The sequence below is a fragment of the Cupriavidus sp. H19C3 genome (assembly GCF_049393815.1).
GTDB lineage: Bacteria > Pseudomonadota > Gammaproteobacteria > Burkholderiales > Burkholderiaceae > Cupriavidus.
The window spans coordinates 585,966-603,765 of sequence record NZ_CP184986.1 but is presented as its reverse complement, the minus strand read 5'-3'; the positions used below and the strand labels follow the sequence as shown (position 1 = coordinate 603,765).

The following is a 17,800-nucleotide window of genomic DNA, read 5'->3' as shown; positions in this document are numbered from 1 at the left end:
GGCACCCACATGCCGCCCTTGCACCGCACATCAGGCTCCGATCGGCTTGCCTTCCTTATGGCGGATCACGACCGTCGAGGAACGCGACGGCAGCACCGGATCCGGCCAGTTTCCATTGGGCTGACCCGTTCCCGTCGGATGCTGGATGTTGACGAAGAACGTGGTCAGGTCCGGCGTGTACGCAATGCCGGTGATTTCGCAACCCACCGGGCCGACCAGGAAGCGCTTCACTTCGCGCGTGACCTGGTCGACGTAGTGCATCGAGTTGGCACCGAAGATGCTGGTGACGCTCGTACCGGTACCGGCATCGGTCTGCACCCACAGGCGGCCCTTCGGATCGACGCGAATGCCATCCGGGCTCGAGAAGGTCGAACCCTTCATGTCGCCCTTCAGGTTGGCCGCGGCGATCGACGGATCGCCCGCCAGCAATAGCAGTTCCCAGGTGAAGGTGGTGGCCAGCGGCGAGTCGCCCTGCTCGTGCCAGCGCACGATATGGCCGTGCGAATTGTTCACGCGCGGGTTGGCGGCATCGGTAACCTGGCGGCCACCGTTGTTGGTCAGCGTGCAGTAGACCGTCTTGTCGAGGCCCACCGTGATCCATTCGGGGCGGTCCATCAGCGTGCCGCCGGCCACGCGCGCGGCGGCCTTGGTGTTGATCAGCACATCGGCCTGCGTGTTGAAGTCGATGTTGACCGGCGTCTGCGGGCCCTGGGTGGTGTTGCCCGGATCCACCGCGCCCGCCACCAGGCCGTTCATGCCTTGCGTCAGCTCGATCCAGTCGCCGGTACCGTTGGCATTGAAGCGCGCCACATACAGCTTGCCGTTATCGAGCAGGTTGGCGTTGTTGAGACGATTGGTCGCATCGAACGCGCTGTTCGGAATGAACTTGTAGATGCAGCCCGGCGTGCCATCGTCGCCCATGTAGAACGCCACGCGATTGCTGGCATCGGTCATGAACGCGGTGTTTTCGTGGTCGAAGCGGCCCATCGCGGTGCGCTTGACCGGCACGCCCGGCAATTCCTGGAACGGATCGATTTCCACCACCCAACCGTAGCCGTTGTCGGGCTGGGTCGGGTCGAGGTAGTTGTCGGTCGTTTCCTCGCAGGTCAGGTACGTGCCCCACGGCGTATAGCCGCTGGAGCAGTTATTCAGCGTACCGGTCACGACGCCGCCGACCGTCGCCGCGGCCGGGCCGGACACACGGTATTGCGTATTGCCGGTATAGCGCTTGTTGTACAGCGAGTTCTTCTTGACCTGCCACTTGTCGGCGACCAGTTCGATTTCGATCACCGATACGCCCACCGCCGACAGCGCAATGCGCTTCTGTTCCGGCGTGGCGGTGCCTGCGTTGTACGTGCCGCCCGGGAACAGGATCAGGTTGTCCATGGCCTCGTGGTTCATCACGAGCAGGCCGCCCTTCTGCGGATCGACACCGGGGATGGTGAAGTAATGCATGCCGTCGTGATTGCCGCCGGCCTGCTGCTCGGTTTCCATCGAGGTCTGGAACGCGCCCTGGTAGCCAAGCGAACCCGCGACCACGGGGTCGCCGGCGGAGAACAGCACGTCCACGGTGTAGGTGCCCGGCACCAGCACGGTGTTGGGCGTCAGCTTGGACTCGAGCGGCGTGAAGTTGACGCTGTAGTCGAGCGGCTGCACGGGCGTCGGCGCCGGAGCCGGGGCGGGCGCCGGAGCGGGTGCCGGGGCCGGCGCGGGATCGTCATCGCCACCGCAGGCGGCGAGCAGGCTGCCGCCGGTGAAGGCCGACAGCAGGGAGATGCCCAGACCGCCACGCAGCACCGTGCGGCGCGCCGGATTGGCGGCCACGATGTCTTCGAGAGTCTGGCCAGGAACGGTGACGACGCCTTGTGCATCGCGACGCGGCGCGCGCAGCTTGTCGGTGATGTACGACATGAATTCCTCCTTATGTGGGTTGGCCCACCGCATCTGGTGCCGGTGGCTCTTGCCGGGGCCAGATAGTAGAGAGATCACATGTCGGTTTCGTTACACAATGACGCTTTGCGCGAACAATTAGACGGCAGATGGATGAGCAACATTGACGCGTGGAGGCATGGCACCCCGACCGCGCCGACGCGCGGCCACGGGCGCTCGCCCGTGGGCCGTGCGAAAGAACCGAACGGAGAACAACAGCGAACAACAGAGAGCAGAAGGGAGTGTCAGTCCGCCAGATGACGGCGCAATGTCGAAATGCCTGCCAGCAATTGCTCGACCTGCGTATCGTCGAGATCGCACGCGGCCGCAAAGGCGGCATCGACCTTGCGCGCCTTCTCCTTCATGGCCTGGCCGGCCGGCGTGAGGCGCAGCGACAGGCTGCGCTCATCGTCGGGGTCGCGCTGGCGCGTGACCAGGCCGGCGGCCTCCAGCCGCTTGAGCAATGGCGTCATCGAACCCGAATCCTGCCCAAGGCGGGTCGCGAGTTCCTTGACCGTAATGCCGTCCTGCTCCCATAGCACCACCATGGCAAGGTACTGCGGATAGGTCAGACCGATCTCCTCCAGCAACGGCTTGTACGTCTGCGTCATGGCGAGCGACGTCGAGTAGATGAGGAAGCAGAGGCGCTGGTCGACCGGGCGGAGCTTCTTGGCAGACATGGACGGAAGGCGGGAACGGTGCTTCATCATAGGTCAGGCAAATATCTTGCGCAATCACTATTGACGCGCTAATCGTTAGTGCACTAAGCTTCGTCCGTCGTCAGCGACTTACATCGATGTGCGCAGCGGCGACACCGCATTGCCTCCCCTACCCTCACCGCTCTGTCAAAGGATTGATGTCATGAACGTAACCAACCTCTATCGTGGCACCACGATCGCGCTGACCGCCGCCGTCGCGGTGACGGCCGCCATGCTCGTGCACCCCGCTCCGGTCCATGCCGCCGAAGCCGCCGCAGCCAGCAAGGCCGCGCCCACGACCATTGTGCTGGTCCATGGCGCCTTTGCCGATGGTTCGGGCTGGAACAAGGTCATCCCGACGCTGCAGAAGCAGGGCTACAAGGTGGTGGCCGTACAGAATCCGCTGACGTCGCTCGCTGACGACGTGGCCGCCACCCGGCGCGTGATCGAAGCCCAGCAAGGCGAGGTGGTGCTGGTCGGCCATTCGTGGGGCGGCGTCGTCATCACGGAAGCCGGCAACGATCCCAAGGTCAAGTCGCTGGTCTACGTGGCCGCCTTCGCGCCGGAAGCGGGCCAGTCCGTCGCCGACGCCTCCAGGTCCTATGCCCCCGCGCCGGGCCTGAAGAAGCTGGTGGCGGATAGCGGCGGCTTCCTGACCCTGACGCCGGCCGATTTCCGCACCTACTTCGCGCCGGACGTGGCGCCGGCCGAGGCCAACCTGATGGCCGTGACCCAGGGCCCGGTGCAATCGAAGGTATTCGAGGAAAAGGTCGGCGCCGCGGCCGCGTGGCAGCACAAGCCGTCGTGGTTCGTGGTGGCGACCAACGACCAGATGATTCCGCCGGTGCAGCAGTCCGACGACGCGAAGAAAATCGGCGCCACCGTGATCAAGGTGGCCACCAGCCACGTGCCGATGGTGTCGCAGCCGAACGCGGTGGCCAAGGCGATTCTTGCCGCCGCCAGGTAAGCCGGTCGCACAGCCGGCCTCGGGCGGACGTGCTGCCCGAGCGCAATCCGCGCCGCAACGCCTGGCGGCAGGGTCGGACACGGCCAACGCTGCATGGCTTTGCGTGCGCGGCTGTCGGCGCAGCGGTGCCGGGCACCGCACCGCACGGAACGACGCGCCTCGCCGGGCGCTTTGCGGCAGCATCCGGTGCCCGTTGCAACCGGATGGGCGGCATCCCCTCGTGACCCCCGCAAGCTCAGAGCAGTGGCAGCCCGCTATGACGCTTGACCTCCCGCAGGCTCAGGACCGACTCCACCGCCGTCACGCCGGGCAGGGTCCGCAGCACGTCGCGCACGAATACCCCATAGTCGTCCAGGTCGCGCGCCACCACGGTCAGCATGTAGTCGGCACTGCCGGTCACGTTGTGGCAGGCCACGATGCGCGGATTGGCCTGAACTTCGCGTTCGAAGCGATCCGAGAGTTCGCGGTCATGCGCGCCGAAGCGGATCTGTGTAAATGCCATCAGACCGAGCTGCAGCCGCTGGCGCGACAGCGTGGCCCGATACCCCTCGATAAATCCGTCCGCCTCCAGCCGCTTGAGGCGACGGGCGCACGGTGTCTCGCTCAGGCCGACGGATTCGGCCAGGCTCGCGTTGGTCACGCGCCCGTCCGCCTGCACGGCCATCAGGATTTCCCGATCTATCCGGTCAAGGTCCATCTTGTTATTACCCCCGTAAATGTATTGGCCGCAAGCGTAGCGCATCGCACCCGCGCCGCCATGCCATATGCATATGGCAGACCCGTCTTTTTAATATGACCGTCGCCGGCCTGTTGCAGAAACCCGACGTAATGCCCCGCCCCGGGTCAGCGCTAACCCTGATGAAAGCAGGACATTGAGGTGAAATGGGAATATGTCATTCTTAGCCTATTGAAGTCACCAATGCCTGCGGCTAAGGTTCTGCGAATAATATTTTCCAAGGTGATATATGTAAATCAAAGCATATATCACACGACCCGAACGGGAAGACAATGAAACATCCAGCTCCCGGCCAGCGCGCCCCCGCGCCGGCCCGCCGCACCCATCATCCGCCGCCGGCACGCCTGGCGCGCACAGCGCAGCAGACTCTCGCAGCTTTCTCTTTGTAGCAAACGTCGACGCGCGCCGCTTGCGGTTCTGCCGCGGCCGGCGCGTGCCGACACATTTGGGCAGTACGACCACGGCGTGACGGGGTCAACCGGCCAGGGTGCCTCAGACCACCCGGCCGGACACGCCAGGTCTTGGTCGTCCTGTCCCGGACCCCTGTCTGGAGACATTACATCATGAGCAGTGTCATGAATGATGGCGGCAGCGCGGCTTACGGCCGCGTACCGTTTTTTTCGAAAGAGGCGACCTACGCCAAGCCGGGGTTTTCCCGCTGGATGGTACCGCCGGCCGCCCTCGCCGTGCACCTGTGTATCGGCCAGGCTTATGCCTTCTCGGTTTTCAACGGACCGCTGTCGAAGGCCATCGGCATTACGCAGCCGGCCCCCGATGACTGGAAACTGACCACGCTTGGCTGGATTTTCTCGCTGGCGATTTTCTTCCTGGGTATTTCCGCCGCATTTGCCGGCAAGTGGCTCGAGCGCGTGGGCCCGCGCATGACGATGTTCACGGCAGCCTGCTGTTTCGGCAGCGGCTTCCTGATCTCGTCGCTCGGCGTCTACCTCCACCAGATCGCCCTGCTGTACATCGGCTACGGCGTGCTGGGCGGGATTGGCCTGGGTCTCGGCTACGTATCGCCGGTGTCGACGCTGATCCGCTGGTTCCCGGACCGTCGCGGCATGGCGACCGGCATGGCCATCATGGGCTTTGGCGGCGGCGCGATGATCGCCGCCCCGCTGTCCGTCGCGCTGATGAACCACTTCAAGAGCGCGACCTCGGTCGGCGTGGCCCAGACCTTCCTGGTGCTGGGCGTGGCCTACTTCATCTCGATGACGATCGGCTCGCTGGCCATCCGCGTCCCGCCCCCTGGCTGGAAGCCGGAAGGCTGGACCCCGCCGGCAACCGTCAACAAGATGGTGACGCGTAACCACGTGCATATCGACGAAGCACTCAAGACTCCGCAGTTCTACCTGCTGTGGCTGGTGCTGTTCCTCAACGTGACCGCCGGCATCGGCATCCTGGGCCAGGCTTCGCTGATGATCCAGGAAAGCTTCAAGTCGACCGTGAACGCCGCCTCCGCCGCCGGCTTCGTGGGCCTGCTGTCGCTGTTCAACATGGGCGGCCGCTTCGCGTGGGCCTCGTCGTCCGACTTCCTGGGCCGCAAGAACACCTACTTCGTGTTCTTCGTGCTCGGCGCCATCCTGTACTGGCTGGTCCCGCAACTGGGCGCTTCGGGCAACATCGTGATGTTCGTGCTGGCCTACTGCGTGATCATGTCGATGTATGGCGGCGGCTTTGCCACCATCCCGGCTTACCTCGCGGACATGTTCGGCACCGCGTACGTCGGCGGCATCCACGGCCGTCTGCTGACCGCGTGGGCCGCCGCCGGCATCGCCGGTCCGGTGATCGTGAACTACGTGCGCGAGTACCAGGTGTCGCAAGGCGTGCCGGCTTCGCAGGCGTACACGATGACCGTTCACATCATGGCCGGCGTGCTGGTGCTCGGCTTTATCTGCAACCTGCTGGTGTCGCGCGTCAATGAAAAGCACCACATGAGCGAGGCCGACGTCGCCCGCCTCGGTGGCGCCACGGGTGCCGCTCATTAATCCGCGCTAACCGAATCGGGAGCATCGATATGGAAAAGAAGACCGAAACCAACAAGGGCCTGATGGTGCTGTTCTGGCTCTATGTGCTGGTGCCGCTGGTCTGGGGCGTGTCCAACACGATCGCCCAGGCAGCCAAGCTGTTCCAGTAATACTGGTCCAGCCCCGCAAAACAGCCGGCCATGCGCCGGCTGTTTTGTTTTGACGCTGCCGTCGATCCGTCGATCCGTCGCGCCGTCGCTCCGGCCGGCCGCGGTCGATGCACCGGACGTCCGGCACCCGCATCGCGTGCATTTTCATCCATACATCAAGTCACGATCGCGTCACTCTCGCTCACTACCATCGCCCGGTTTTTCCGAGCCCCTGCCCCTTGCGCCGAGATGCGGGGCGCAGGCCACAAGATGTGAACGAGAGAGTCGTATGACCCAGAAAACCATGATCCACCGCACGCTGGCCTCGGTTGCCACGGCGGTGCTGCTGCTCGCCGCGTGCGGCAGCGACGACAACCAGAGCACGGCGACGCCCCCGGCCGCCGGCAATCCGCCCCCGCCCGAGCAGCCGGCCGCGGTACCGACGACGCAGATCGCGTTCATGCCGGACATCCATTTCCACGACGTGTACGCCACGTTCCAGGATGGCTCGTTCCCCGGCGTGCCCAACACCCGCTCCGGACGCAATGCCACCATCCGCCTGATGCAGGCGCAGATGACGTCCACCCGCCTGTTCAACGAGAACTACTTTGCCTTTCTGGCCGCGCTGGACGATGCCGTTGCGCGCGGCGTCAAGCTGATCGCCCTGCCGGGCGACTTCTCCGACGACGGCCAGCCCGTGCATATGCGTGGCCTCAAGAAGATCCTGGACCAGTACAGCGAACGCCATGGCATCCAGTTCTTCGCCGCGCCTGGCAACCACGATCCCAACCGTCCGCTGGCGCGCGCGGCTGGCAAGAGCGACTTCCTCGGTATCGACCCCAACAACGGCCGTGTGGGCTTTCCGCAGCCGATTTTCAGCCGTGGCGGCAACGCCGACTGCTCGACCGGCTATACGGGTCCGTGGGCCAAGGTCAACAACAGCTATTGCACCGAGGAAATCCAGGAAGGCGGCTATGCGACGATCATGAACGCGATCGAGCAGCACGGCCCCATGCCGAAGGCGTCTTACCGGTACTTTGAAACACCCTACAGCGCCTATACCCCGGCCACATACTCGCTCGCCACCGCGCAGCAGCAGGCAGACTGGTCGCGCCGCCAGTACGAAATCTGCAAGGAAGGTACAGGCGGCCCTTACAAGCAGCCGGGCTACACGCTGTGCAAGATGGTGACCGACACCACTTACCTGGTGGAACCGGTCGACGGCATCTGGCTGATCGGTATCGATGCCAACGTGTATGTGCCCACCGGCCCGGGCCAGAACGACTTCAACGGCTCGGGCGATGCCGGCTACAACATGATGCTGACGCACAAGCAGCATGTCATTGCCTGGCTGAAGGACGTGGTAGCACGTGGCAGGGCCGCCGGCAAGCAGGTGGTGGCCTTCAGCCATTTCCCGATGAGCGAGTTCTTCAACGGTGCTTCCGACGACATCATCGCGCTGCTGGGCGCGGGCAAGATGCAGATGGTGCGCCGGCCCAGGGAAGACGTCACGCGTGCCCTCGCCGACACGGGGCTGCAGGTGCATGTGGGCGGCCATATGCACTTCAACGACACCGGCGTGCGCAACTATGACGGCGCGCATGCGCTGGTCAATATCCAGGCTCCGTCGATGGCCGCGTATGTGCCCGCGTACAAGGTGCTGACCATCGGGCGCAATGACCTGATCGATGTGCAGACCGTGCGCCTGGACAATGTGCCGCGCTATGACGAGCTGTTCGAGCACTATCGCGAGGAACACCGCTACTTCACCGATTTTCCGGCCATGATCCCGGGCGGCGGCGAACTGTGGGATGCCTCCATCCTCGACGCCACCAGCTATGCCGATTTCAATACGCGCTACATGTCGGAGCTGGTACGGCTGCGCCTGCTCAAGGACGACTGGCGCTGCGAAATGCGCGAACTGGTGAAGAGCCCCCTGGCCGGCTCCGAACTGCTCGTGCTGTCCCAGCTGCAGACCAACGTGACGTTGAAGGAGTTGGCCAGTACCGGCACGCACAACGACCTCTCGACCGCGTTCTTCGCCTGCCTGCAGGATATGGGCGGCGCGGGTGCCGCCAATCCCGCCTACAGCGCCGACTATGCCGCCGCGCAAGCCCGGGCGCGCGCGCTGGCGCAGGCCAATGGCATGCAGCTCGAGGACTTCGACCAGTGGAAGGCGCTGGACCTGGCGGGGGATTTCGTGCGCCTGGCCAATGCTGGCGACCTTGCCTTCGCCGACATCCCCGAGGCGCGCGCGCGTCAGTACAAGCTGATCGCGCAAGCGCTGCAGGCCACCTCCGCAACGCTCACGCTGAGCGGTGACAAGGTCAACAACGACAATACGCTGGCAGCGTTGTACCAGGCCCGCTTCAAGCCGTTGATGGCCATCATGCTGAAGCTCGCCAACGGCGCGCCCACGCGGCACTTCACCATCGACCTGAAGACCAGCACGCTGAAAGACCTGACCACCGAGCCCTCGAAGTTCTGAGTCGCCGGGCTGCCGGTGGTCGCATGCCGGTGGTAGGAATGCCGGCGGTCCGGGCGCAGGTCCCGGGCTGCCGGCGTGCGCTGATCGTTGATCCACACGCAGCAAAACCATCCCATTGTTGATACGCCGTCAAAAGACCTTTCCCGCACTCGCCTTGTAGATTGCCGGCAAATCCCTACACTGCATCGGTCGCCCTCGGAACTTCAGGGCAAACTCGAAAAACGGAGCAGTGCATGAAAATCGATCTGTCGGGCAAGACTGCCCTGGTAACCGGCTCCACCGCGGGCATCGGCCTCGGCACGGCCAGGGGGCTGGCCGCCGCCGGCGCACGGGTGATCGTCAACGGCCGCAGCGCCGCCAGCGTGGACAAGGCGCTGCAATCGCTCAAGGCCGCCGTACCCGACGCCCAGGCGGTCGGTTTTGCCGGCGATCTGTCGGACCCCGCGGTGTGCCAGAAGCTCGTGGCCGAACACCCCCATGTCGACATCCTGATCAACAACCTCGGCTTCTTCGAGCTGCACGACTTCTTCGATGTCACCGACGACCAGTGGGAAACCTTCTTCCAGGTCAACGTCATGAGCGGCGTGCGGCTGTCGCGTGCCTATGCTCCCGGCATGGTCGACAAAAAATGGGGCCGCATCGTCTTTATCGCCTCCGAATCGGCCATCAATATCCCGGTGGACATGATTCCCTACGGCTTCACCAAGACCGCCCAGCTGGCGATCTCGCGTGGCCTGGCCAAGCGCATGGCCGGCACCGGCGTTACCGTGAATGCGGTACTGCCCGGCCCGACGCTGACCGAAGGCGTGGCCGAGATGCTCAAGGACGATATCGCCCGCACCGGCAAGACCCTGGAGCAGGCCGGCGCGGACTTCGTGGTCGCGCACCGCAGCGGCTCCCTGATCCGCCGCGCGGCGCAGGTGGACGAGATCGCCAATATGGTGGTGTATGTGAGCTCGCCGCAAGCGTCGGCAACGACGGGCGCATCGCTTAGGGTAGACGGCGGCATCGTCGATATGCTTTGAGCCCCGGCCTGGGTCGTCACCCGGGTTGTCACCCCCGGCCGTCACCCTCGGTCTTCCGCCTTGCGGCGGATGCCGGAGGCGGCCGTGAAGCCCGCTCGCGCATGCCCGCTGGCGCGAGATCGTGGCGTCATGCCGAGGCGTATCCGCAAGAATCGCCCACCCGGGTGCTTGCCTGCGTGGGCAGCTTGACGCAGAATCGGCCGCTTCCGAAGCACAAGGCCGTTCGCGGCTCGACGATATGTCTACTCTCGCTCGCCTGTCTGGCCTTCTGCTCGCGCTTGCCGGCGCGCTGGCGATGCAACTCGCCGCCGCCGCCGAGCTCCAGCTTGAGGTTGGCGGCAAGACCACGCTGACGACCGGGCAGCTGCTGGCACGACCGGATGCGAAGCGTATCGAGGTACCCGGCGACGTGTCTTACCGGCGCGCCATGACGTATCGGGCGGTACCGCTGCGCGACCTGCCGGGCATGGCCCGGCTGGGCGATGACGAGGACCTGCAGATCGTGGCCAGCGATGGCTTCGTGACCAACTTGCCGAAGTCGCTGGTGCTGCCCGCCGCTGGCACGGGCGCGCAGGCGTGGCTCGCGATCGAGCCGGGCGACCGGCCTTGGCCGCGTACGGCCAGCGGCGAGGTGGCGGGGCCGTTCTACCTGGTCTGGCTGCATCCGGAAGCGTCCGGTGTGCGCAGCGAGCAATGGCCCTATCAGATTGCCGCCATGCGCGCGGTGCCCACGCGCGCGGGCAAGTGGCCGCAGATCGAGGTGGGCAGCGAAGTGCCGGCCGATTCGGCACTGCGTCGTGGTCAGACGGTCGTGTCCACGCAATGCATGGCTTGCCACAGGCTCAATGGCGCGGGGGACGCGACGCTGGCCCCGGATCTCAACATGCCGCATGGGCCGACCGAATATTTCCAGCCGTGGGCGCTGCGGCAGTTCATCCGCGATCCGCGCTCGATCCGCGCCTGGCCCGACATGAAGATGCCGCCTTTCCCGCCATCCAGCCTGAGCGATGCCGACCTCGATGCGGCCATCGCCTACCTGTCGTATATGGCGTCGAAGCGCAAGTAAGGGACAGCGTCGTAGGGATCGGGCCCACATAAGGGATCGGACCCACATAAGGGGTCGGGCCCACATAAGGGGTCGGGCCCACATAAGGGGTCGGGCCCACATAAGGGATCACGCCCACATGGGGGTCGGGTTCCCATCAGGGTCAGGCCGCGGTGCGCGCGCCCAGCAGTGTCAGCGCGCGGGCCAGTACCGGCGACGGGTTGTCCGGATGCCAGATCACCGAGTATTGCGCGTTCGCCGGCGCCCCCGACAACGGCTTGAGCACCACGCCGGGCACCGCCGCACGGCCCAGCGTGCGCGGCACCAGCGCGATGCCGCGCCCCAGCGCCACCAGGCTGATCACCGAGAGCAGGTGCCGCGCATAGTGGCGCAGGTTCGGGCTGAAGCCCGCCTGCAGGCACGTCGATACGGTCAGGTCGAAATATCCCGGGGCGCTCTCGCGCGGAATCACGATAAACGGCTCGGCCGCCAGCGCCGCGAGATCGATACGGGCCTTGTCCGCGAGCGGATGGCTGGCCGGCAGCGCGGCCACGAGCGGGATCTTGGCCACCAGGTGCGCCGCCATTTCCCCCACCCCCATCGGCACCTGCGCAAACCCGAGGTCGATGCGGTCGCGCCGCAGCGCATCCACCTGCTCGGACGAGCCCATCTCTTCCCACACGGTTTCCACGCCGGCCAGCGCGCGGTCGAGCCGGGCCAGCAGCTTCTCGATGCCGATATAGATCACGGCCGCCACAAAGCCGACGCGTAGCGTGCCGGTCTCGCCCTGCTCCGCTCGCTGCACCACCTGCATGGCCACTTCCGCCTGGTTGAGGATGCGGCGCGCCTCCTGCACCAGCGCGGCGCCCGCCGGCGTCAGCCGCACACTGCGCTTGTTGCGGTCGAACAGCATCACGCCGAGGCGTTCTTCGAGTTGCTGGATATGCTTGGTCAGCGGCGGCTGCGAAATGCGCAGCCGGGCCGCGGCGCGGCCGAAATGGAGTTCCTCGGCAAGAGCCAGGAACATGCGCAGGTCTCGAATTTCCATGGAAGTCGGGGGAGCGTGAGCAACAGCGCAGTCATTCTAGTTTGGAATGAGTCTGTTCCAAAAAATATATTGGACGTTGCCAAGCGCCCCTCCGCACAATGCATGCATTCGCCCCGCACCCCATATGTTGCGGCGCATCGGGAGCCCTGCTCCCGAACCTATAAAAAACGGAGACCACACCAGATTCCCGCGCCCGGCCGCCACGGCCGGCCGCGCATCCTGTTTCGCCAATCCAGAGGAAATCCATTCATGTCGTCGAAGAGACTCGAAGGTAAGGTCGCGATCATTACCGGCGCCGGTTGCGTCGGCCCCGGCTGGGGCAATGGCCGCGCCGCGGTGGTACGTTTTGCCGAAGCCGGCGCCAAGGTGTTCGCGGTCGACATCAGCGCCGCCGCCATGGAAGAAACGCTCGAGCGGGCCCGCGCCGTCGATGGCGAGGTCGAGCCGTACACCTGCGACGTGACCGATGCCGACAGCGTGGCCGCGATGGTCGCCGCGTGCATCGCGCGCTTCGGCCGCGTCGATATCCTCGTCAACAATGTCGGCGGCTCCGCCAAGGGCGGTGCGGTGGAGCTGAGCGAGGAAAAATGGGATGCGCAGCTCGACTTCAACCTCAAGAGCGTATTCCTGACCTGCAAGTACGTGCTGCCGCATATGGCCGCGCAGGGCGGCGGCGCCATCGTCAACACGGCCTCGACCTCGGGCATCCGCTGGACCGGTTCCGCCCAGGTCGGCTACGCCTCGGCCAAGGCCGGCGTGATCCAGTTCTCGCGCGTGACCGCCGTGGAATACGCCAAGAAGAATATTCGCGTCAATACCGTGGTGCCGGGCCAGATGCATACGCCGATGGTCGAGGTCCGCCTCGCGGGCCAGCGCGCCGGCGGCGACGTGGACGCGCTGCTTGCCCAGCGCCAGGCCCGCATCCCGCTCGGCTTTATGGGCGATGGCCGCGATACGGCCAATGCCGCCCTGTTCCTGGCCTCCGACGAAGCGCGCTTCATCACCGGCACGGAGATCATGGTCGATGGCGGCATGAGCGTGCGATGCGACTGAACCGGCGTGCCCTGCTGCTGGCACCAGTCGCGTGGGCGGCCGCCGCCCTCGCCGGCCCCGCCCACGGCCAGGAACCCGCCCAGGCCTGGCCGACCAGGCCGATCCGCATGGTGGTGGCATTTTCGCCGGGCGGGCCAACCGACATCATCGCGCGTGTGATCGCGCGCAAGCTCGGCGACCGCCTCGGCCAGCAGGTCGTCATTGAGAACCGCCCGGGCGCCGGCGGCAATATCGCCGCCGACATGGTGGCCAAGTCGGCCGCGGACGGCTACACGCTGCTGTACAACAGCTCGTCGATCGCGATCTCGCCCGCGCTATTCCGTAAGCCCGATCTCAATCCCGGCGAAATCTTTACGCCGGTGGCCTACGTGGCCACGGTACCGCTGGTCGTGATCGTCAATGCGTCGCTGCCGGTCAGGACGCCGCAGGAGTTTCTCGATCTGCTCCGGCGCAAACCCGGACAACTGAGCTTTGGCTCGTCCGGCAACGGCACCATCGATCATCTGACCAGCGTGCTGTTTGCCAATCGCACCGCCACGCAGTTCAACCACATTCCGTACAAGGGCAACGCGGCCGCGGTGCCGGACCTGCTGTCCGGCCGGCTCGACTTCATGATGTCCGGCAGCCTCAACGCCGTGCTGCCGTTTATCCAGAGCGGCAAGCTGCGCGCCATCGCGGCCACCACCGGGCGGCGCGTCTCCGTGCTGCCGGGAACGCCGACGTTGTCCGAAACCATCGCGCCCGGCTTTGATTCGGGGACGTGGCAGGGCATCGTCGGTCCGCGCGGACTGCCGGCGCCAATCGTTACGCGTCTCAATCATGAGATCGCCGCGGTGCTGAAGGATGCCGACACGCTGGCCGCCTTGCGCGCGCAGGGTGCCGAAGCCACCGGCGGCACGGCGGACGCCTATGGCACGCTGATCCGCACCGAATATGCGCGCTGGACACGCGTGGTCAAGGAAACCGGCGCACGCTCGGACTGAACCGGCCGCCCGCCGCGCGCCCGCGACGCGACCACCACGCAGCGACACCGCCACTACAGCGCCACTACAGCCCCACTACAGCGACGGCAACAACTTCGACCGCAACCGACATGGACACCCCTACCGCTCTCTGGGATTGTCATACCCATATCTTCGGCCCGTACAGCGCGCATCCGCTGCCGCCCGCCCCGATCTATACGCCGCCGGAGGCACCGTTCCCGGCGCTGCTCGCCTTGCACGCCAGGCTCGGCATCACGCACGGCGTGCTGGTCCAGGGCGCATGCTATGGCCATGATCACGGCGCCGTGCTCGCCGCGCTCGACAGCACCGGTGGCAGATATCGCGGCGTGGCCGTCATCGAACCCGAGATCGCCGAGACCACGCTCGCGGACATGCATGCGCGCGGCATCCGCGGCATCCGCCTGGGCCTGATGTCCCACCTCGGCGGCCCGGCCGATCCCGCGCGCATGCTGGCGATTCTCGACCGCATCCGGCCGTACGGCTGGCACGCGCTTGTGCACGGCAAGCTCGCCGACGTGGTGAGCGCGCTGCATCATCTGGTGCCGGCCGGCGTGCCGCTGGTCATCGACCATATGGCACGCGTGCAGGCTTCCGACGGCATCGACTACCCGCTGTTTCATGCGCTCGAAGCCTTTCTGGCCGCGCCGCACGTCTGGATCAAGGTCTCCGGGCCGGACCGCATTACCGATGGCCTGACACCGTTCGCCGCCGCCGTGCCGGTCGCGCGGCGGCTGCTCGCACGGGCGCCCGACCGCGCCATCTGGGGTACCGACTGGCCGCATCCCAACATCGCCTATCCGCGCCCGGACGAAGCCGACCTGCTGGCGTGGATCCGCATGGTCTGCGACGACGCCGAGCTCGCCGCCGCGGTGCTGAGCCACAACCCGACCCGCCTGTATGGCTGATGCCCGGCCACACCCCCGGCAGATGCCGGCCGCTCAAGGAGCCCCCGATGGAAATCAATGACAGCACGCGGATGCCGATGGTCCGCTATCCGGACCCGGCGGTGCAGGTACTGCAACCCGCGTTCGAACAGTACCGCCTTGCGCTGGCCGCGGTCGAGCGCATCGCCACGGGCTCGCGCTGGGCGGAAGGCCCGGTATGGTTCGGCGACGGCCGCTATCTGCTCTGGAGCGATATCCCCAACGACCGCATGCTGAAATGGGAAGAAGCGACAGGCGCGGTCAGCGTCTTTCGCGGCCCGTCCAATCACGCCAACGGCAATACGCGCGACCGCCAGGGCCGGCTGATCACCTGCGAGCATGGCGGCCGCCGCGTCACGCGTACGGAATACGACGGCAGCATCACCGTGCTGATCGACCGCTTCGACGGCAAGCGCCTCAACTCGCCCAACGATGTGGTGGTGCATGCCGACGGCTCGATCTGGTTCACCGATCCGCCGTTCGGCATCGCCGGCTATTACCAGGGCGAGCGCGCCGAGCCGGAACTGCCCGAGCGGGTCTACCGGCTCGATCCCGACACCGGCGTGGCCACCGTCGTCGCCGAGGACATCAAGGGGCCCAACGGGCTCGCCTTCTCGCCGGACCAACGCACGCTGTACGTGATCGAGTCGCGCGCGCACCCGCGCCGCATTCGTGCGCTGCAGCTCGATGCCGCGGGCACGCGCGTGCTGGACTCGCGCGTCCTGATCGATGCTGGCCCGGGCACGCCCGATGGCTTCCGCGTGGATGTGGACGGCAACCTGTGGTGCGGCTGGGGCATGGGCGCGCCGGAACTGGACGGCGTGCGGGTGTTCTCGCCGCACGGCGAAGCCATCGGCCATATCTCGCTGCCCGAGCGCTGCGCCAATCTCTGCTTTGGCGGGCGCCATCGCAACCGCCTGTTCATGGCGTCCTGCACCTCGATCTATTCGCTATACGTCAATACGCAGGGTGCCCCCGGCGGCTAAGCCGGCGCCACGGCCCCCCGACCCAAAGCCCGCCGAGCCCGCGCCCCCCTGTCAGACTTCGGAGACCTCTCTTGTACGCTCGCTACCTGCTTCCCGCGCTGTGCCTGACATTCAGCGCGCTTGCCCCGGCCGCGCCCATCACCCGTCTGGTCGTGGCCTTTCCCGCCGGCGGCCCGGCCGACTCGCTGGCGCGCGTCATCTCGCGCCAGCTCGAGACCGAACTCAAGCAGACCGTGGTCATCGACAACCGCCCCGGCGCCAATGGCGCCATCGCGGCCAGCCTGGTGGCCAAGTCGCCGCCGGACGGCTCCGTCCTGTTCCTGACCAGCGCCGGCGCCATCGCCATCAATCCGTCGCTCTATGCGAGCCTGCCCTACCACCCGCAGAAGGACCTCGCGCCAATCTCGCTGGTGGTGCATACGCCCGAGGTGCTGGTGGTCAGGCCCGACTCGCCGGCCAACGATGCAGCCGCCTTCGTCAGGCAGGCACGGTCGGCCGCCAGTCCGCCCAGCCTGGCGTCGTCGGGCGTCGGCAGCATGCCGCACGTGACCATCGAGCTGTTCAAGGCCGCCACCCATGTCAACTTCCTGCACGTGGCCTACAAGGGCGCGGCGCCGGCCATTACCGATACCATCGGGGGCCAGGTCGATGGCTTCTTCGGGGACGCCTCGGGCCTGATGACGTTTGTCGCCAGCAAGCGGCTCAAGCCGATCGGGGTGGCGGCGCCCAGGCGCCTGCCCTTCCTGCCGGAGGTGCCAACGCTGGCGGAACTCGGCATTCCGAATGTCGAGGCCAGCAACTGGTACGGCCTGATGGCGCCCGCGGCCACGCCGCCGGACGTGATTCAGCGCCTCAACGAGGCGCTGCGTCGTACACTGTCGACCCCGGAGGTTCGCAAGAACCTCGACCAGCTCGGCCTCGTGCCTGCCGCCGGCAGTGCCGACGAGTTTGCCGCCCTGATTCGCGCGGACACCGCCAAGTGGGGCCGCGTGGTCAAGGAACACCATATTCATGGAGAGTGAGATGACGCCAATGACGCCCCCGTCGACATCGCTGACGCCTGTCCCGGGCCGCATCAATCTGTTCTGGTCGCCGCGTTCGCCATTCGTGCGGCGCGTGCTGGTCACCGCGCACGAACTTGGCATCGCCGACCGCGTGCACCGCATCGATACGTCGGTGTCCATGACCGGTTGCAACGACGAACTCATGCGCCTCAATCCGCTCAACAAGATTCCGACGCTGGTGTTCGAGGACGGCAGCACGCTCTGCGACTCGGCCATGATCTGCGACTACCTGGCCGATACGGTGCCCGCATCCACGCTGGTACCGGCCGATGCCGCGGGCAAGCGGCAATCCGCGCAGTGGCATGCGCTCGGCCATGGGCTGACCGACCTGCTGGTGCTGTGGGTCAATGAACTGCGCCGGCCCGAGTCGCTGCGTTCGGCGCAGATCATGGCAGCCTGGAATGCCAAGGCGGCCGCCACGCTGAAACGACTCGACCAGGACGCCGCGGCGCTGACGCAGGCGCCGCTGACGCCGGGCCATATCGCCATCGCCTGTGCGCTCGGCTATCTCGACTTTCGCTTTGCCGAGCGGCCGTGGCGCCAGGAGGCCCCGGCGCTGGCCCGCTGGTTCGAGACCTTCGACCAGCGCGCGTCGATGCGGGAGACGGCACCGCCGGCCTGAGGCGGGTCACCCGGTCCGGTCCGACCGTGTCACCGGCGCTGCGTGCAGACCGGTGACACGCGCATGGCATGCCCCGATATACTCGCGCCATCG

At 66.2% G+C, this 17,800-nt stretch carries 16 protein-coding genes; 12 read left to right on the top strand and 4 right to left on the bottom strand.

The features are described 5' to 3' along the window. Positions 1 to 30: 30 nt before the first annotated feature. Both DFLDMN_RS22255 and DFLDMN_RS22250 read right to left on the bottom strand, forming a co-directional pair. The gene (locus DFLDMN_RS22255; protein ID WP_423200039.1) at positions 31 to 1,911 is read right to left on the bottom strand and encodes a PhoX family protein; all 1,881 of its coding nucleotides are present in this window, start codon (positions 1,909 to 1,911) and stop codon (positions 31 to 33) included. A gap of 263 nt (positions 1,912 to 2,174) precedes the next feature. Then, positions 2,175 to 2,609, bottom strand: coding sequence for a MarR family winged helix-turn-helix transcriptional regulator (locus tag DFLDMN_RS22250; RefSeq protein ID WP_423200038.1), 435 nt, complete (start codon positions 2,607 to 2,609; stop codon positions 2,175 to 2,177). 181 nt (positions 2,610 to 2,790) lie between these two features. On the opposite strand from DFLDMN_RS22250, the gene DFLDMN_RS22245 reads away from it, so the two are divergent. Continuing rightward, complete coding sequence (locus DFLDMN_RS22245) at positions 2,791 to 3,594, top strand: alpha/beta fold hydrolase (protein ID WP_423200037.1); 804 nt, start codon at positions 2,791 to 2,793, stop codon at positions 3,592 to 3,594. A gap of 235 nt (positions 3,595 to 3,829) precedes the next feature. On the opposite strand, the gene DFLDMN_RS22240 is transcribed toward DFLDMN_RS22245, so the two are convergent. After that, the gene (locus DFLDMN_RS22240; RefSeq protein ID WP_423200036.1) at positions 3,830 to 4,291 is read right to left on the bottom strand and encodes an Lrp/AsnC family transcriptional regulator; all 462 of its coding nucleotides are present in this window, start codon (positions 4,289 to 4,291) and stop codon (positions 3,830 to 3,832) included. A 602-nt stretch (positions 4,292 to 4,893) separates the two neighbouring features. Between DFLDMN_RS22240 and DFLDMN_RS22235 the strand changes: the two genes are divergently transcribed. From DFLDMN_RS22235 to DFLDMN_RS22215, 5 genes are all read left to right on the top strand, one after another. Next, positions 4,894 to 6,321 (top strand): OFA family MFS transporter, encoded by a 1,428-nt coding sequence (locus DFLDMN_RS22235; RefSeq protein WP_423200035.1) that lies wholly within the window; start codon positions 4,894 to 4,896, stop codon positions 6,319 to 6,321. Between the two features lie 29 nt (positions 6,322 to 6,350). Then, entirely contained in the window at positions 6,351 to 6,470 is a 120-nt protein-coding gene (locus tag DFLDMN_RS22230; protein ID WP_423200034.1) for an MFS transporter small subunit, read from the top strand. A gap of 268 nt (positions 6,471 to 6,738) precedes the next feature. Then, on the top strand, positions 6,739 to 8,937 hold the full coding sequence (locus DFLDMN_RS22225) for a metallophosphoesterase (RefSeq protein ID WP_423200033.1): 2,199 nt from the start codon (positions 6,739 to 6,741) through the stop codon (positions 8,935 to 8,937). Positions 8,938 to 9,170: 233 nt separating this feature from the next. Further along, complete coding sequence (locus tag DFLDMN_RS22220) at positions 9,171 to 9,962, top strand: SDR family NAD(P)-dependent oxidoreductase (RefSeq protein ID WP_423200032.1); 792 nt, start codon at positions 9,171 to 9,173, stop codon at positions 9,960 to 9,962. 238 nt (positions 9,963 to 10,200) lie between these two features. Continuing rightward, positions 10,201 to 11,028 carry a c-type cytochrome gene (locus DFLDMN_RS22215; RefSeq protein WP_423200031.1) on the top strand — a complete coding sequence of 276 codons (828 nt, stop codon included), beginning with the start codon at positions 10,201 to 10,203 and terminating at the stop codon, positions 11,026 to 11,028. A gap of 142 nt (positions 11,029 to 11,170) precedes the next feature. Here the strand turns inward: DFLDMN_RS22215 and DFLDMN_RS22210 are convergent, their stop codons facing one another. Further along, the gene (locus DFLDMN_RS22210) at positions 11,171 to 12,055 is read right to left on the bottom strand and encodes a LysR substrate-binding domain-containing protein (protein WP_423200030.1); all 885 of its coding nucleotides are present in this window, start codon (positions 12,053 to 12,055) and stop codon (positions 11,171 to 11,173) included. A gap of 249 nt (positions 12,056 to 12,304) precedes the next feature. On the opposite strand from DFLDMN_RS22210, the gene DFLDMN_RS22205 reads away from it, so the two are divergent. The 6 genes from DFLDMN_RS22205 to DFLDMN_RS22180 all read left to right on the top strand — a co-directional run bounded on the left by DFLDMN_RS22205 (position 12,305) and on the right by DFLDMN_RS22180 (position 17,707). After that, entirely contained in the window at positions 12,305 to 13,108 is an 804-nt protein-coding gene (locus DFLDMN_RS22205) for an SDR family NAD(P)-dependent oxidoreductase (protein WP_423200029.1), read from the top strand. Continuing rightward, the gene (locus DFLDMN_RS22200; RefSeq protein WP_423200028.1) at positions 13,099 to 14,091 is read left to right on the top strand and encodes a Bug family tripartite tricarboxylate transporter substrate binding protein; all 993 of its coding nucleotides are present in this window, start codon (positions 13,099 to 13,101) and stop codon (positions 14,089 to 14,091) included. Before DFLDMN_RS22205 ends, DFLDMN_RS22200 begins: the two co-directional genes overlap by 10 nt. A gap of 110 nt (positions 14,092 to 14,201) precedes the next feature. After that, positions 14,202 to 15,017 carry an amidohydrolase family protein gene (locus DFLDMN_RS22195; protein ID WP_423200027.1) on the top strand — a complete coding sequence of 272 codons (816 nt, stop codon included), beginning with the start codon at positions 14,202 to 14,204 and terminating at the stop codon, positions 15,015 to 15,017. Between the two features lie 47 nt (positions 15,018 to 15,064). After that, positions 15,065 to 16,021: an SMP-30/gluconolactonase/LRE family protein gene (locus DFLDMN_RS22190; RefSeq protein WP_423200026.1), complete on the top strand. Its 957-nt coding sequence runs from the start codon at positions 15,065 to 15,067 to the stop codon at positions 16,019 to 16,021. A gap of 71 nt (positions 16,022 to 16,092) precedes the next feature. Then, positions 16,093 to 17,043, top strand: a complete 951-nt coding sequence (locus DFLDMN_RS22185; protein WP_423200025.1) for a Bug family tripartite tricarboxylate transporter substrate binding protein — start codon at positions 16,093 to 16,095, stop codon at positions 17,041 to 17,043. A 1-nt stretch (position 17,044) separates the two neighbouring features. Beyond that, positions 17,045 to 17,707 (top strand): glutathione S-transferase family protein, encoded by a 663-nt coding sequence (locus DFLDMN_RS22180; RefSeq protein ID WP_423200024.1) that lies wholly within the window; start codon positions 17,045 to 17,047, stop codon positions 17,705 to 17,707. Positions 17,708 to 17,800 lie beyond the last annotated feature (93 nt).